The organism is Sodalis sp. C49 (genome assembly GCF_046352915.1).
Classification (GTDB): Bacteria; Pseudomonadota; Gammaproteobacteria; order Enterobacterales; family Enterobacteriaceae; genus Acerihabitans.
On the sequence record NZ_CP163303.1, the window covers coordinates 2404010 to 2418099 of the forward strand.

At 58.8% G+C, this 14090-nt stretch carries 15 protein-coding genes; 4 read left to right on the forward strand and 11 right to left on the reverse strand.

The features are described from left to right. Positions 1-228 precede the first annotated feature (228 nt). The 5 genes from proA to gpt all read right to left on the reverse strand — a co-directional run bounded on the left by proA (position 229) and on the right by gpt (position 5074). On the reverse strand, positions 229-1482 hold the full coding sequence (gene proA / locus ABUK12_RS10890) for a glutamate-5-semialdehyde dehydrogenase (protein ID WP_410016279.1): 1254 nt from the start codon (positions 1480-1482) through the stop codon (positions 229-231). A 9-nt stretch (positions 1483-1491) separates the two neighbouring features. Next, complete coding sequence (proB, locus tag ABUK12_RS10895) at positions 1492-2595, reverse strand: glutamate 5-kinase (RefSeq protein ID WP_410016280.1); 1104 nt, start codon at positions 2593-2595, stop codon at positions 1492-1494. 113 nt (positions 2596-2708) lie between these two features. Further along, complete coding sequence (gene crl / locus ABUK12_RS10900; protein WP_410016281.1) at positions 2709-3110, reverse strand: sigma factor-binding protein Crl; 402 nt, start codon at positions 3108-3110, stop codon at positions 2709-2711. Between the two features lie 75 nt (positions 3111-3185). Beyond that, a complete protein-coding gene (frsA, locus tag ABUK12_RS10905) occupies positions 3186-4433 on the reverse strand; it encodes an esterase FrsA (RefSeq protein ID WP_410016282.1) in 1248 nt (415 codons plus the stop codon). 182 nt (positions 4434-4615) lie between these two features. Further along, entirely contained in the window at positions 4616-5074 is a 459-nt protein-coding gene (gene gpt, locus ABUK12_RS10910; RefSeq protein WP_162367625.1) for a xanthine phosphoribosyltransferase, read from the reverse strand. Positions 5075-5307: 233 nt separating this feature from the next. Between gpt and pepD the strand changes: the two genes are divergently transcribed. Next, a complete protein-coding gene (gene pepD / locus ABUK12_RS10915; RefSeq protein WP_410016283.1) occupies positions 5308-6768 on the forward strand; it encodes a beta-Ala-His dipeptidase in 1461 nt (486 codons plus the stop codon). Between the two features lie 19 nt (positions 6769-6787). On the opposite strand, the gene dinB is transcribed toward pepD, so the two are convergent. Further along, the gene (gene dinB / locus ABUK12_RS10920; protein WP_410016284.1) at positions 6788-7873 is read right to left on the reverse strand and encodes a DNA polymerase IV; all 1086 of its coding nucleotides are present in this window, start codon (positions 7871-7873) and stop codon (positions 6788-6790) included. 185 nt (positions 7874-8058) lie between these two features. Between dinB and dpaA the strand changes: the two genes are divergently transcribed. After that, on the forward strand, positions 8059-8796 hold the full coding sequence (dpaA, locus tag ABUK12_RS10925) for a peptidoglycan meso-diaminopimelic acid protein amidase (RefSeq protein ID WP_410016285.1): 738 nt from the start codon (positions 8059-8061) through the stop codon (positions 8794-8796). Here dpaA and ABUK12_RS10930 read toward each other — a convergent pair. The 3 genes from ABUK12_RS10930 to ABUK12_RS10940 all read right to left on the reverse strand — a co-directional run bounded on the left by ABUK12_RS10930 (position 8767) and on the right by ABUK12_RS10940 (position 10964). Then, positions 8767-9534, reverse strand: a complete 768-nt coding sequence (locus ABUK12_RS10930) for a class II glutamine amidotransferase (protein WP_410016286.1) — start codon at positions 9532-9534, stop codon at positions 8767-8769. The two genes, dpaA and ABUK12_RS10930, sit on opposite strands and share 30 nt — an antisense overlap. 37 nt (positions 9535-9571) lie before the next feature. Further along, positions 9572-10156 carry a D-sedoheptulose 7-phosphate isomerase gene (lpcA, locus tag ABUK12_RS10935; protein WP_410016287.1) on the reverse strand — a complete coding sequence of 195 codons (585 nt, stop codon included), beginning with the start codon at positions 10154-10156 and terminating at the stop codon, positions 9572-9574. 223 nt (positions 10157-10379) lie between these two features. Continuing rightward, positions 10380-10964 carry a YceI family protein gene (locus ABUK12_RS10940; RefSeq protein ID WP_410016288.1) on the reverse strand — a complete coding sequence of 195 codons (585 nt, stop codon included), beginning with the start codon at positions 10962-10964 and terminating at the stop codon, positions 10380-10382. Between the two features lie 294 nt (positions 10965-11258). Here ABUK12_RS10940 and ABUK12_RS10945 point away from each other — a divergent pair, with 294 nt between their 5' ends. Beyond that, positions 11259-12416 (forward strand): pyridoxal phosphate-dependent aminotransferase, encoded by a 1158-nt coding sequence (locus tag ABUK12_RS10945; protein ID WP_410016289.1) that lies wholly within the window; start codon positions 11259-11261, stop codon positions 12414-12416. After that, positions 12404-13204: an amidohydrolase gene (locus ABUK12_RS10950; RefSeq protein WP_410016290.1), complete on the forward strand. Its 801-nt coding sequence runs from the start codon at positions 12404-12406 to the stop codon at positions 13202-13204. The genes ABUK12_RS10945 and ABUK12_RS10950 overlap by 13 nt, the downstream gene beginning before the upstream one ends. Here ABUK12_RS10950 and uraH read toward each other — a convergent pair. Both uraH and uraD read right to left on the reverse strand, forming a co-directional pair. Continuing rightward, positions 13201-13542: a hydroxyisourate hydrolase gene (uraH, locus tag ABUK12_RS10955; protein WP_410016291.1), complete on the reverse strand. Its 342-nt coding sequence runs from the start codon at positions 13540-13542 to the stop codon at positions 13201-13203. The genes ABUK12_RS10950 and uraH overlap by 4 nt on opposite strands. Then, positions 13542-14042 carry a 2-oxo-4-hydroxy-4-carboxy-5-ureidoimidazoline decarboxylase gene (gene uraD / locus ABUK12_RS10960; RefSeq protein ID WP_410016292.1) on the reverse strand — a complete coding sequence of 167 codons (501 nt, stop codon included), beginning with the start codon at positions 14040-14042 and terminating at the stop codon, positions 13542-13544. Before uraD ends, uraH begins: the two co-directional genes overlap by 1 nt. Between the last annotated feature and the right edge of the window lie 48 nt (positions 14043-14090).

Consider the following 14090-nt stretch of genomic DNA (forward strand, 5'->3'; position numbering starts at 1 on the left):
CCAAACAACAGGCCCGGCCGGATGCGTTTTAGGCCGCCTGAGCATCGCCAGGCGCCACCGGTAATAGCCGCGGCGCCTGGCGGTAATAATAGAAGTAAGCGCCTGCTATCACGATAAGCGTCTTAACGCACTAGGGGCCTGACAGGTATCCGCACCACAGGAGCGATTGCCGTAACCGTCGCCCGTCCGGTCCCGGCGGGCGCTGAGGTCATCCACACCTGAGCGCTGTCACGCCCTGCTGAGATTATCCCCATACCCAATCCATTTATAGGTGGTTAGCGCTTCCAAACCCATCGGGCCGCGCGCATGGAGCTTTTGGGTGCTTACCGCCACTTCCGCGCCCAGGCCGAACTGGCCGCCGTCGGTGAAGCGAGTGCTCGCATTGACATATACCGCCGACGAATCCACCTCGCGCACAAAGCGTTCCGCGTTAGCCAGCGACTGGGTGAGAATGGCATCCGAATGCTGGGTGCCGTATCTGCGGATATGATCAACCGCCTCGTCAAAGCCTTTCACCACCTTGACGTTCAAATCCAGAGACAGCCATTCATCCTGATAATTGGCCTCCTCCACCGGCACGCAGGCCGCCGGCCCGTCGGCCAGGAACGGCCGCGCGCCGTGGTCGGCATGCAGCGTCACGCCAAGGCTGTGCATATGCCGGCTTAAATGGCTCAGGAAGGCCGGCGCGACAGCCTCGTGCACCAGCAGGGTCTCCAGGGAGTTGCAGGCGCTGGGACGCTGGATTTTGGCGTTCTCGATTACCTTGAGCGCCGGCTCGATATCGACGGTCTCATCGGCATAGATATGACAGACACCGATACCGCCGGTAATCACCGGGATCGTGGAATTTTCGCGACATAACTTATGCAGCCCCGCCCCGCCGCGCGGGATCAGCATATCCACGTAGCGATCAAGCCTCAGCAGTTCGTTCACCAGGGCGCGATCGGGATTATCGATGGCCTGTACCGCGCCAGGCGGCAACTGGCAGTCCACCAGCGCCTGCTGAATAGCCTTGACGGTGGCGGCATTGGTGCGGTGGGTCTCTTTGCCGCCGCGCAGGATCACCGCGTTGCCGGTTTTCAGGCATAAAGCCGCCACGTCCACCGTGACGTTGGGGCGCGCTTCATAAATCACAGCCACCACGCCCAAAGGTACGCGGCGTCGTTCCAGCTTCAGGCCGTTGTCCAGTTGGCGGCCGTCGATCACCTGGCCGACCGGATCCGTCAGGCGGCAAACCTGGCGCACGTCGGCGGCGATGGCGGATAAACGCGCCGGGGTAAGCAGCAGACGGTCCAGCAAGGCATCGCTCAGGCCGTTTTGCCGCGCGTCGGCCATATCCAGCGCATTGGCCGCCAGGATATCCCCGCTTTGCGCTTCCAGGCGATCGGCGATGGCCAGCAGGGCCCGGTCTTTGTCGGCGCTGCTCAGCACGGCCAGTTGCCAGGATGCCGCTTTGGCGTCTTTGCCCATTTGCTCAAGCATAGCTACTCCTTAATAAATAATCATATCGTCGCGATGGATGGCGACCGGCCCGTACTCGTAGCCGAGGATGGCGCTGATGTCCTGCGAATGGCGGCCGGCGATCATGCGCAGCGCGTCGCTGTTATAACGGCTGACGCCATGGGCCAGATCCTGGCCGTCAAGACCGCGGATACGCACCACCACGCCGCGGGAGAAATCGCCGTCCACCGAGCGGATACCCTTGGGCAATAATGAGCTGCCCCGCTCGCGAATCGCCGCCAGCGCGCCGTTATCGACGGTGATATCCCCTGCCGGCGGCGGCCCGAACAGCCAGCGCTTGCGCGTTTCCAGCGGCATTTGCTGCGCATGGAAACGGGTGCCCACCGGCCGATCCGCCATCATATCGCCAATCACGCCCGGCTTGCTGCCGGCGGCGATGACCACATCGACGCCGGCCCGGCTGGCGACGTCCGCCGCCTGGATTTTGGTCGCCATGCCGCCGGTGCCCAGGCCCGAGACGCTGTCGCCGGCAATGGCGCGCAGGGCGTCGTTAATGGCCGTGACCTCGGTGATAAGCGTAGCGTCGGGGTTGGTGCGCGGGTCGGCGGTATACAGCCCGGCCTGGTCGGTCAGCAGCAGCAGTTTATCGGCGTCGGCCAGAATGGCCACCAACGCCGAGAGATTATCGTTATCGCCCACCTTTATTTCAGCGGTGGCCACCGCGTCGTTTTCATTGATCACCGGCACGATGCGGTTATCCAGCAGCGCGCGCAGCGTGTCGCGGGCGTTGAGGAAACGCTCGCGATCTTCCATATCCGCGCGGGTGAGCAGCATCTGGCCGATATGGATGCCGTAAATGGAAAACAGCTGTTCCCAGAGCTGGATCAGGCTGCTTTGGCCGACGGCGGCCAACAGCTGTTTTGACGCAATGGTCGCGGGCAATTCCGGATAGCCCAGGTGCTCGCGACCGGCGGCAATGGCGCCGGAAGTGACAATCACAATCCTGTGGCCGGCGGCGTGCAACTGCGCGCACTGGCGCACCAGCTCGACGATATGGGCGCGGTTAAGCCGGCGCGATCCGCCGGTCAAAACGCTGGTGCCCAACTTCACAACCAATGTCTGGCTGCCATCCATAACATATCTACCGTAATAAAGTTAAAAAGGCGTGCCTGGTCTTTATAAAAAGAAAAAGCGTTATGCCCGCCAGCATAACGCGAAATAAGATAAAAAGCAGGTGCGTGATGGTGTTAGTCTTTCAGGACAAAGGGCTCTTCTTTGAAGTTATCCGCCGGTTCCAGCGTCATCTCAAGCGACAGGATATAAGCGCGCAGGCGGGTATGAAAAGCGCGCAGCGAACTTTCCAGCTTATCGATTACCGCCGGATCGCTGATTTTTTCCTCATTCCAGCGGCCCGCTTTATCGAACATGCCCAGATGATAGGCATAGGTATAACGGTTCTCTTCAGCTTCCAGATCGATCCACCATCCCCAGAATTCACGTTTTTCCGGCGAGGGCTGCATATTGATGCATACCGCCAGGCAATCGAAGAAAAAATGATTGTCGCTGCACTGCCCTTCGCGGATATAGGGGCCGAGCGCGGTAAATCCTTTCATCAACCTGCTTTTCGGATGTCCACTTACTAACGCCATGCTGATAACCTCAAATGCCTCAAAATGAATACTGACTTCTTTATGTAGCAAATCTATAGGATTAAGCAAACTTACTTAGTCACATTTTGCCAGCCAGTCGCGGATTTCGAGCAGCGCCCGATGAAAATTCTGATACACCGGCGCCGATTTTATGCGGAATAAGGTGCCGGACAACGATGAAGACGCGATAAGCGCCGCCTCTTCCTTCGGACTAAAGGGATCGTTATCCCAAAAGCCGGACAGCATCGGCGTTGGGCAGCGCCTGCCCAGCAGTCCCTGGGTCTTGAGCGAGTAACGGCTCAGCTCGATTTTCAGCGCCGCATCCGAGGCATGGGCCATGCCCATGCGGCTGGCCAGCACGTCCATATACATATCCGGCGCCTGATCCTGGCGCGCCGGGTCGGTAAGCAGCGCGTGCACCACAGGTCCGAGGCAGGCGACGCCGCGCAGGCGCCGGGACTCCAGATACGCCAGCCGGACGGCGATATTGGCGCCGAAACGAAACCCGAAAGCCATGACGCGCCTGGGGTCGACCCACGGAATATCCGCCAGGCCTTTTAACACCTGCTGGTGGAGAAAGCTGGAATCCTGGTTCAAGGTCCATTTCGACGAAAAACCGATGGACGGCATATCAATGGTCAGCATTGCCAGGCCCGCCGGGGCAAAATAGTCATGGAACAGGCGGTAGGTGTCATTTTGCAGCATATCCAGGCCACCGCACACCAGTACGGTGGGAAACGGGCCTTTTCCCTGCGCCGGCAAATGCAAAAATCCCGTCACGCTGCCGCCGCCGGCAACGGGGAAGGTCAGCGCTTTCAGCTCATAGCTTAGCCGGGAGGCGGCTTCCTCCCAGGCGCGGTTGGCCAGGGTTTGCGCCTGTTCCGCCAACAGGTCGCCGCACAAATGGGGATACGCGGCCACACTGTAGAAATTGGCCGCCTGCAGCCAATGCCGCCCGGCAAGCGCGGCATCCGGCTCATCCATGCCGCGCTGTTGCCACGCCATACCCTGATGGGACCACTCATAAATCCAGTTGCCGGGCCGGTAGCCGATCACGGTATCCAGCAGGCGCTCGTCTGTCCTTTCGCTTTTGCTGGCGGCGATACGGGCCAGCACCTCTTCAATCTCCCAGGGATTGATACCACGCCAAATCCACAGCAGGCGGTTAATCATGCGATACCAATTACCGGGGTTGGTGCCCTCGAGGGCGGCGAGGATGGCGGCTTGCCTGCCGATATGGCGCGGCCGGGTGACCAGTGTCGAGGTTTCCTGTTGCTTGAACGTGGGTTTAAACAGTACTTCGCTCAGATTGGTGCCGCTCATTGAGCTATTGCCTCTATCAGCCAAAATCTATGAATGAGGGGTTATATTAGCAAGATTGCTCATTGCGCGACAAATAAACCAACGCCCGGCATGGTGCCGGGCGTGCGGTCGGTAATCATCCCCGGATTAACGGCCGTGAAGACAACCCGGGGGGAGGGTGCGACGGACTATTTCCCCGCTGTTTATTTACCGACTAAAGGGGGAATAAACACCACGCCCATATCCCATGGCTGTTCGATCCAGGTGTCCTGAGGAATATCGACCATATAGTCATCCACCAGCGGCCGGCCGGCGGGCTTAGCGAAAATCGTCACGAAATGGGCTTTGGGGTACATATCGCGGATGGCTTTGGCGGTGCCGCCGGTATCCACCAGGTCGTCAATGACGATAAAGCCTTCGCCGTCGCCCTCGGCGCGTTTAAGCACCTTGAGTTCGCGCTGGTTGTTATGGTCATAGCTGGAGATGCAAACGGTGTCCACGTGGCGGATATTCAGCTCGCGCGCCAGCAGCGATCCCGGGACCAGGCCGCCGCGGCTGACCGCGATAATGCCCTTCCACTGTTCTGCGGGGAGTAGCCGTTGGGCCAGTTTCCGCGCCTGAATTTGCAACATGTCCCAGGTTACGACGTATTTTTCGCTCATAAATGCTGTCCCAGCCGGATTGGGTCGGCTTAAAAGTACAGGAAAAAAAGGTTGCGCGAGATTATAAAGACGCCACCGCCGAAATACCAGCGCTACCTCCCTTTTTAACCGCGGTTTCCCACCCGGGCAAAGTAAAGTGGTATTCTTTATTTCTCTTTGGTAACCATCCGACCGTCTGCGGGCTGTTTATTAATGACCAGACCGGGTCTTACGTTGTAACAGGAGTTTTTATCGTGTCTGAACTGACTCAACTTTCACCTCAGCCGTTATGGCAGATATTCGCCAAGATCTGCTCCATTCCCCATCCCTCTTATCATGAAGAAGCGCTGGCTACCCATATCCTGCGCTGGGCGCAGGAAAAAGGCTTGCATGGGGAGCGCGACGCGGTCGGCAATGTCCTGCTGCGCAAGCCCGCCACGCCGGGGTATGAGAAACGCCAGCCGGTGGTGCTGCAGGCGCATCTGGATATGGTGCCGCAGAAAAACAGCGATACCATCCATGATTTTACCACCGATCCCATCCAGCCTTATGTCGACGGCGACTGGGTCAAGGCGCGCGGCACCACGCTCGGCGCCGATAACGGTATCGGCATGGCCTCCGCGCTGGCGGTGCTGGCCGACGACAGTGTGCAGCACGGCCCGCTGGAAGTGTTGCTGACCATGACCGAGGAAACCGGCATGGCGGGCGCCTTTGGTTTACAGCCGGGCTGGCTGCAGGCCGAGATCCTGATCAATACCGATTCCGAGGAAGAAGGCGAAATCTATATGGGCTGCGCCGGCGGGGTTGATTTTAAAACCGTCCTGCCCCTTGAGCGCGAGGCGGTGCCGGCCGGCTACCAGATCCTCAAGCTGACCGTTAAAGGACTGAAAGGCGGCCATTCCGGCGGCGATATCCACCTGGGACTGGGCAACGCCAATAAACTGCTGGCCCGTTTCCTGTCCCGGCACGCGCAAAAGCTTGATATCCGCCTGCTGGATCTTAACGGCGGCACGCTGCGTAACGCCATTCCGCGCGAGGCCTTTGCCACCCTCGCCCTGCCGCAGGAAAACGCCGAGAGCCTGAACGCCCTGGCGCAGGAATACCTGGCGGTCATCAAGGCCGAACTGGCGGCGGTGGAAAAGAAACTGGCGATTGAGATTGAGCCGGCGACGTCGGACGCGCAGGCGCTGACCAAAGCCTGCGGCGATCGGTTTATCGCCCTGCTTAACGCCACGCCCAACGGCGTGATCCGCATGAGCGACGACGTCAAAGGCGTGGTGGAAACCTCGCTGAACGTCGGCGTGGTCTCGATGGCGACGGATCAAGCGATGATTCGCTGCCTGATCCGCTCGCTTATCGACAGCGGCAAGGAAGAGGTGGTGGGCACGCTCACCGCCCTGGGCCAGTTGGCCGGCGCCGAAACCGCCGCCAAGGGCAGCTACCCGGGCTGGAAACCGGACGCCAATTCGCCGGTGATGCATCTGGTGCGCGAGACCTACCAGAAGCTGTTTAACAAAACCCCCAATATCCAGGTGATCCACGCCGGTCTTGAATGCGGTCTGTTTAAAAAACCCTATCCGCGCATGGATATGGTGTCCATCGGACCGACCATTACAGGACCGCACTCCCCGGATGAACAGGTGCATATTAAAAGCGTCGGCCAATACTGGATATTGCTTACCGCGCTGCTGAAAGCCATTCCTGAAAAGCACTAAAGCGTAACGCCCCCGCGCCTCAGGAAAGAGGCCGGTGGCGCAAATCGTCTTCCCAATTAAGCATGAGCTGACGCTCGATTTGTGGATCCAATAACGTCACATGCAGCCCCACCAGCCGCACGCCGCGATCGCCGCGCCGCTGCTCCCAGGCCTGCCGCGCAATATGCAGCAAATCCTCTTTGTTCAGCTTCGGCCAGACATGCTCCTGGGTGGTCTGCTGGAAATCGGCGAACTTCAGCTTAATTCCCTGCCGGGCGATATGCAGATCCGGCCTGACCCGGCCAAGGCGTCGCTCCAGTTCCGGATAAAGCTGTTCGATAATGGCCTCGCACTCCACCCAGGCGACGATATCTTCCGCCAGCGTGCGCTCGACGCCGACGGATTTGCGCAGGCGATCGGACGAGACCTCCCGTTCGTCGATACCCTGTGAACGCTCCCAGATCACCCGGCCGAATTTACCAAACTGCCGCAGCAGCGTCGCCAGGTCACAGCGTTGTACATCCAGGCAGGTCGTTAAGCCCATGTCGGCGAGTTTTTTGGCGGTGACTTTACCCACGCCGGGTATTTTGCCTAACGGCAACTGCGCCAGAAAAGCCGGCACGTCCCCGGGAGTAATCACATACTGTCCGTTGGGCTTATTCAGGTCCGAAGCAATCTTGGCTAAGAATTTTACCGGCGCCACGCCCGCCGAGGCGGTAAGGTTCAGCTCGTCGGCAATCTGGCGGCGGATGGCCTGGGCCATCAGCGTAGCCGATCCGCTGTGATGATGGCTGTCCGTCACATCCAGGAAAGCTTCGTCCAGCGACAGCGGTTCAATCAGCGGCGTATACTGGCTGAATATATGCCGGATATGTTCCGAGGCTTCTTTGTAGGCCGCCATGCGCCCGGGCAGCAGTTTTAAATGCGGGCAGAGTTTCAGCGCCATGGCGGTCGACATGGCGCTATGCACGCCGAATACCCGGGCCGGATAATTAGCGGTGCTGATGACCCCGCGCCGGTCCGCCCGGCCGCCGATGGCGATGGGGATATCGCGTAAAGTCGGATCGTCGCGCATTTCCACCGCCGCGAAGAAGCAATCCATATCGACATGTATGATTTTACGCATTTATCCCCCTTAACTGTACAAGTATACAGTAAGGCGACGAATTTATACAAAACGTATCTTGATAAATATACAGGCAGTGATATCTTGTCGCTGTTTAAGTTGTTTTACTTGCCGTTTTTTAAAGGGTCCGCCGACAACGCCCCGTTGCCCGGCATCTTTATTATTTTGACTACGCAGGAATGATAATGGGCAAAATCGCACTGTTGTTTGCGATATTGTTTTGTATACCGGCCATGACGTCCGTCAGTTATGCCAGTGAGCAGGCGCAGACGCAGGTATCGAAAGAATTAAAGGCACAACTATTAGGCTCACCGGTTTTTATTCAGATCTTCAAAGAAGAACGAACGCTTGAACTGTATGCCAAAATGGGTAATGAATACCGCATGCTGGGCAGCTACCGCATTTGTAATTTCTCCGGCGGCCTGGGTCCGAAACGCCGGGAAGGGGATTTTAAAAGCCCGGAAGGGTTTTATTCAATTACCAACCGTAACCTAAATCCGAACAGTCATTATTATCGGGCGATAAATATCGGTTTTCCCAACGCCTACGATCAATCGCAAGGCTATTCCGGCGCGATGCTAATGATCCATGGCGACTGCCGCTCTATTGGCTGTTATGCCATGACCGATGGATATATCGCCGAAATTTATCATTATGTGGAAGCCGCGTTGCAAAACGGACAGGCCCAGGTCAATATCCATATTTTCCCGTTCCGGATGACCGAGGCAAACCTGCAGCGCCACCGTTTTTCGACGTATTATCCTTTCTGGCGTTCACTTGAACCGGGTTATGCCTATTTTGCCCGCTACCACCAGCCGCCGGCGGTGGCGGTCGTCAACGGTCAATACACCATCAACGCGCCGCTGCAGTTAAACAGCGGCACCCCGGTGATTTCACAGTTCGCGCTCTCCGAAACGAAATAATACGCTCTCCCCTGGCGCAATCTTGTGCCAGGTTTCATTCCCCGTCAGCGGCTGCGTGGCGATAACGGTGACCACGTCGTTTGGCGTGGTCTGCTGCTGGAAATCGATCTCCACATCCTGGTCAAGCAATGTCGCCTTGCCAAACGGCGCCCGCCGGGTGATCCAATACAGATTGGTGGAACAATACCCCATCACAAAACGGCCGTCCGACAGCAACATATTGAAGATGCCCTTTTGCCGCAGCTCGCCCGCAAGCACCGCAATATAGCGAAATACCGCCGGCCAGTTAGCCGGCGTGCGCGGATAGCGCGCCGCCAGCCGGGCCAGCAGCCAGCAAAAGGCATATTCGCTGTCGGTTTTCCCCACCGGGCGATAACAGCCGGTATCCAACTGGCGAAACCCCCGCAGCTGGCCGTTATGGGCGAAGGTCCAGTTGCGTCCCCACAGCTCGCGGGTAAACGGATGGGTATTTTCCAACGACACCTTGCCGCGGTTGGCCTGGCGGATATGCGACACCACCGCGCAGGATTTAATCGGATAATCCTGCACCAGCCGGGCGATAGGCGAATTGAAACTCGGCAACGGATCCTTGAAGGTCCGGCAGCCCATGCCCTCGTAAAAGGTGATACCCCAGCCATCCTTGTGCGGCCCCGTACGGCCGCCGCGTTGTACTAACCCGGTAAAGCTGAAGCAAATGTCCGTCGGTACATTGGCACTCATCCCGAGCAGTTCGCACATGACCCGTCTCCTATGCCAGGGCGTCTGAACGCCGTAATTACGCGCCCGCCGCCATCTCTTTTTCAATCAGTTGGATCAGGATATGGATCGCCTTGATATGGATTTCCTGAATACGATCGGCATAACCGAAATGCGGCACACGGATTTCCACGTCGGCGGTGCCGGCCATCTTGCCGCCGTCCTTGCCGGTGAGCACGATGACTTTCATGCCTTTGGCGCGGGCCGCCGCCACGGCGCGGATGATATTGGCCGAATTGCCGGACGTGGAGATGCCCAGCAGGACATCGCCTTTATTACCCAGCGCTTCCACGTAACGTGAAAAGACAAAGTCGTAGCCAAAATCATTGCTGACGCAGGACAGGTGGCTGGGATCGGAAATGGCGATGGCCGGATACGCCGGGCGGTTATCGCGATAACGGCCGGTCAGTTCCTCGGCGAAATGCATGGCGTCGCAATGGGAACCGCCGTTGCCGCAGGAGAGCACCTTGCCGCCGGCTTTAAAAGAATCGGCAATCATAATGGCGGCGTCTTCTATCGCCTGCAGATGGCGATCGTCGCTGAGAAATTTGGCAAGCGTTGCCGCCGCTTCGTTAAGTTCACTACGAATCAAGTCCTGATACATGGTTCCCTCGGTATAGGCTGGCTAATTTAATCGTTATCCCAGCCATCAGTTTACCGGATCGGCTAAACCACGAGAAGCGAAGTTAATCCCGTGCCCTTGCGTTACCACATGGAATTTGCAGTTTAGAGCCAGGATGGAATGGTGATGCCGCAAAAAGCAACGGCGGCGGAGACGCCGACCGGCGGGCCTGGCGCCGGCCGGTGGGGTTGCATTCACGCCATGACTACTTCACCAGGGCCTCGGTGGAAATGCTGATAGCCACGGCGTCGCTGACCATAGGCACATATTTGTCCATGGCAAAATCAGAGCGCTTGATGGTGGTGGTGGCATTAAACCCGACCGCTTGTTTTTTCGCCATCGGATGCTCGCCTTTTTTGTTCAGCACCGCGTCCAGGATCACCGGTTTGGTGATATTTTTAATTTTCAGTTCACCGTAAACTTTATATTTATTGCCGCCCTCGCTGACGATTTTTGTGCTGCGGAACGTGGCCAGGGGGTAAGCGGCCAGATCGAAATAGTCCTTACCCTTGAAATCGTCCGTCAGCGCCTTGACGTGGGTATCCACCGTGGCAACCGGAATAGATACATCCACCGTCGAACGGGCGATGTCGGCATCATCCAGATGAATATTACCGGTAACGTTTGAAAAATCAGCGGTCGGATTGGAAAAGCCAAAATGGTTCCAGGAGAACACCACTGAGGTGTGCGCGGGATCCATGGCATAGGTCTGGGTCGCCGCCTGGGCAAAACCGGAAAGCAGCCCAAAGCCGATAACCAGGGGTGCTGCGATTCTTTTTGCGTTAATCATCTGTCTCTCATTCCGTTGCGGTTCAAAGAAGCAATTATAGTGGCCTTTTTAAGCACCGCATGCTGCCGAAAAAATTTGTCCTATTAATTCAGTCGTTTTGACCGACTGAAATGTCATTGGGCCAAAAACAGAAGAGTGAGAGTATGTTATCGCTTTTGCGCCGTTTAGGTGCTGCGATATAAAACTCGCCCAACGGCGGATTTAGCCGTTTAACCATCTAAACGTCCCGATTGTTAATTATGCTGAGCGTGTTATATTGAGATAAAAACCGGCTTTTAAGAGTGGTAATTAGCCATGAGCAGCATCTACGTTCCCCAAAGCAAACTCCCCGCCTTGGGCACCACTATTTTCACCCAGATGAGCGCGCTGGCGCAGCAGCACAAGGCCATCAACCTCTCGCAGGGGTTCCCGGATTTTGACGGCCCGGAACATCTTAAGGCGCGGCTGGCGTACCATGTGGCCCAAGGGTCTAATCAATATGCGCCGATGACCGGCGTGCCTGCGCTGCGTGCGGCGATTGCCGATAAAACCGAACAACTGTACGGCTGGCGGCCAGACCAGGATCAGGAGGTTACGGTCACCGCCGGGGCCACGGAAGCCCTGTTCGCCGCCATCAGCGCCCTGGTGCGCGCCGGTGATGAAGTGATCTGCTTTGATCCCAGCTATGACAGCTACGCCCCGGCGGTCACCCTGGCCGGCGGCGTGACCCGGCACATTGCGCTTACGCCGCCGTCGTTTCGCGTCGACTGGGCGGCGTTTGGCGCGCAGCTTAACGATCGCACCCGCCTGGTGATCCTGAATACGCCGCATAATCCCTCCGCCACTGTATGGCGGGACGACGATTTCGCCGCGCTTTGGCAGGCCATCGCCGGGCGGGAAATCTATGTGCTCAGCGACGAGGTGTATGAACATATCTGTTTTGCCGCCGGCGGCCATGCCAGCGTGCTGACGCACCCCGAGCTGCGCCAGCGCGCCATTGCCGTCTCGTCATTCGGTAAAACCTACCATATGACCGGCTGGAAGGTGGGTTATTGCGTGGCTCCGGCGGCGCTCAGCGCCGAAGTACGTAAGATTCATCAGTACCTGACCTTTGCCGTCAATACCCCGGCGCAGCTGGCGCTGGCCGATATGCTGCGCGACGAGCCGCAACATTGGCGACAGTTGCCCGCGTTTTACCGCGACCGGCGCGATCACCTGGTGCAGGCGCTGGCGCCGAGCCGGCTGGAGTTGTTGCCCTGCGAGGGCACCTATTTCCTGCTGGCCGACTATAGCGCGGTCTCGGATATGGATGATGTGGCGTTCTGCCGGTGGCTCACCGTGAACGTCGGCGTTGCCGCCATTCCCTTGTCGGTGTTCTGCGCCGAACCCTTTGCCCACAAACTGATCCGGCTGTGTTTTGCCAAACAGGATGCCACCCTTGATGCCGCCGCGGAGCGTTTATGTCAACTTTGAATATCAGCCTGTTGCAACAGCCTCTGGCCTGGATGGACGGCGAGGCTAACCTGGCTCATTTCGACGGCCTGCTGGCCGAAGCCCAGGGACGCGATCTGATTATCCTGCCGGAAATGTTCACCACCGGCTTCGCCATGGAAGCGGCCGGCCGCGCGCTGCCGCAGGGCCGGGTGGTGGCGTGGCTGCAACAATGGGCCGACGCCACCGGCGCCATGATCGGCGGCAGCGCGGCCATCGGCACGCCGGAGGGCGCGGTGAACCGCTTTTTGCTGGTGGAACCGCAGGGTCGGGTTCATCTTTATGATAAACGCCATCTGTTTCGCATGGCGGATGAGCATCATCACTACCAGGCCGGGCAAAAGCGGGTGGTGGTGGACTGGCGCGGCTGGCGCATCCTGCCGCAGGTTTGTTATGACCTGCGCTTTCCGGCATGGTCGCGCAACCGCCAGGATTACGATCTGGCGCTGTATGTCGCCAACTGGCCGGCACCGCGCGCGTCTCACTGGCAAACCCTGCTGGCGGCCCGCGCCATCGAGAACCAGGCCTATGTCGCGGGCTGCAACCGCGTCGGCACCGACGGCAACGGTCATCAGTACAGCGGCGACAGCATGATTATTGACCCGGCGGGTAACGTGCTGGCCCAGGGCGGGCCGGGGCGGGCCGAGCGCCTGGATGCCACTCTATCCCTCGCCAGCCTGCGCGAGTATCGCGCGGCGTTTCCCGCCTGGCTCGACGCCGATAGCTTTACGCTTGATGCGCCCGCGCCCGGTGCCGCCGGCCTGGCTTAACTGCCCTGGTAGGTGGACCAGCCGTAGGGATTGATCAGCAGGGGTAAATGCAGATGGTCCTGCTCTTCGCGCACAAAAAAATCGATTATTGCCGAGCCGTATAAGGCGCTTATGCCCTGTTGGGCAAACCAGGCGCCGAATGCCGCGCTAAGCCGGTAATGTCCCGGCGGTATGCCGTCGGGCGTTAGCGTGGTGAGCCGGCCGTCGCTGTCGGTTAATCCCCGCGCGATCGCCTCCCATGTGAAATACTTTTCCCTTTCCAGCTTCACCTTCACCTGTACCGCCGGCGCGCCCCGTGAGGTATCCAGGATATGGGTAGTAATCTTGCAACCGGTCATCAACATTCCTCCAGCTCCTTGCGTAAACGTAGCAGGGCGATTTCCCTTAACTGCAGCGCGGTTTCGCGCGTTTCCTCTTCGGGGCTATTATCCAGGCGGCGGCGCAGGTTCGCCAGGATTTCATGACCGCTGCGCCCGGCGGCGCGGATCAGGAACACCTGCCCGAAGCGTTGTTCGTAGCGCCGGTTGCCCTCCCGCAAATCGGCGGCCAGACGCGCGTCGGCAGGATCGACCCCCGCCTGCTCGCGCAGGGAATGTCCGGCGCCGGCACTATCGCCGCCGGGGCGTTCACCGATACGGGGATGATGCGCCAGGGCAAGGTCCACCTGTTCCGCGCGCCAGGCCAGCGCCAGCTCACCGGCAAACGCCAGCAGCTGATCCACGCAGGTAAACGGCCTGGCCGCCACGATGTTCCCGGCCCAGGCGGGGATAGCCGCGCAGGCGAGCAGGAGCTCCGCCACCGCCGACTGCGGGGCCTGATTAAATTCATCAAGCGTCATAGGCCGTCTCCTCTGCCGGTTGTCAATCCCACGCTGGGCCACGACCCT

What these genes read in the sequence shown, in the direction of transcription:
- proA (WP_410016279.1), bottom strand. Translation starts at nt 1,482, where the DNA reads ATGCTTGAGCAAATGGGCAAAGACGCCAAAGCGGCATCCTGGCAACTG.
- proB (WP_410016280.1), bottom strand. Translation starts at nt 2,595, where the DNA reads ATGGATGGCAGCCAGACATTGGTTGTGAAGTTGGGCACCAGCGTTTTG.
- crl (WP_410016281.1), bottom strand. Translation starts at nt 3,110, where the DNA reads ATGGCGTTAGTAAGTGGACATCCGAAAAGCAGGTTGATGAAAGGATTT.
- frsA (WP_410016282.1), bottom strand. Translation starts at nt 4,433, where the DNA reads ATGAGCGGCACCAATCTGAGCGAAGTACTGTTTAAACCCACGTTCAAG.
- gpt (WP_162367625.1), bottom strand. Translation starts at nt 5,074, where the DNA reads ATGAGCGAAAAATACGTCGTAACCTGGGACATGTTGCAAATTCAGGCG.
- dinB (WP_410016284.1), bottom strand. Translation starts at nt 7,873, where the DNA reads ATGCGTAAAATCATACATGTCGATATGGATTGCTTCTTCGCGGCGGTG.
- dpaA (WP_410016285.1), top strand. Translation starts at nt 8,059, where the DNA reads ATGGGCAAAATCGCACTGTTGTTTGCGATATTGTTTTGTATACCGGCC.
- ABUK12_RS10930 (WP_410016286.1), bottom strand. Translation starts at nt 9,534, where the DNA reads ATGTGCGAACTGCTCGGGATGAGTGCCAATGTACCGACGGACATTTGC.
- lpcA (WP_410016287.1), bottom strand. Translation starts at nt 10,156, where the DNA reads ATGTATCAGGACTTGATTCGTAGTGAACTTAACGAAGCGGCGGCAACG.
- ABUK12_RS10940 (WP_410016288.1), bottom strand. Translation starts at nt 10,964, where the DNA reads ATGATTAACGCAAAAAGAATCGCAGCACCCCTGGTTATCGGCTTTGGG.
- ABUK12_RS10945 (WP_410016289.1), top strand. Translation starts at nt 11,259, where the DNA reads ATGAGCAGCATCTACGTTCCCCAAAGCAAACTCCCCGCCTTGGGCACC.
- ABUK12_RS10950 (WP_410016290.1), top strand. Translation starts at nt 12,404, where the DNA reads ATGTCAACTTTGAATATCAGCCTGTTGCAACAGCCTCTGGCCTGGATG.
- uraH (WP_410016291.1), bottom strand. Translation starts at nt 13,542, where the DNA reads ATGACCGGTTGCAAGATTACTACCCATATCCTGGATACCTCACGGGGC.
- uraD (WP_410016292.1), bottom strand. Translation starts at nt 14,042, where the DNA reads ATGACGCTTGATGAATTTAATCAGGCCCCGCAGTCGGCGGTGGCGGAG.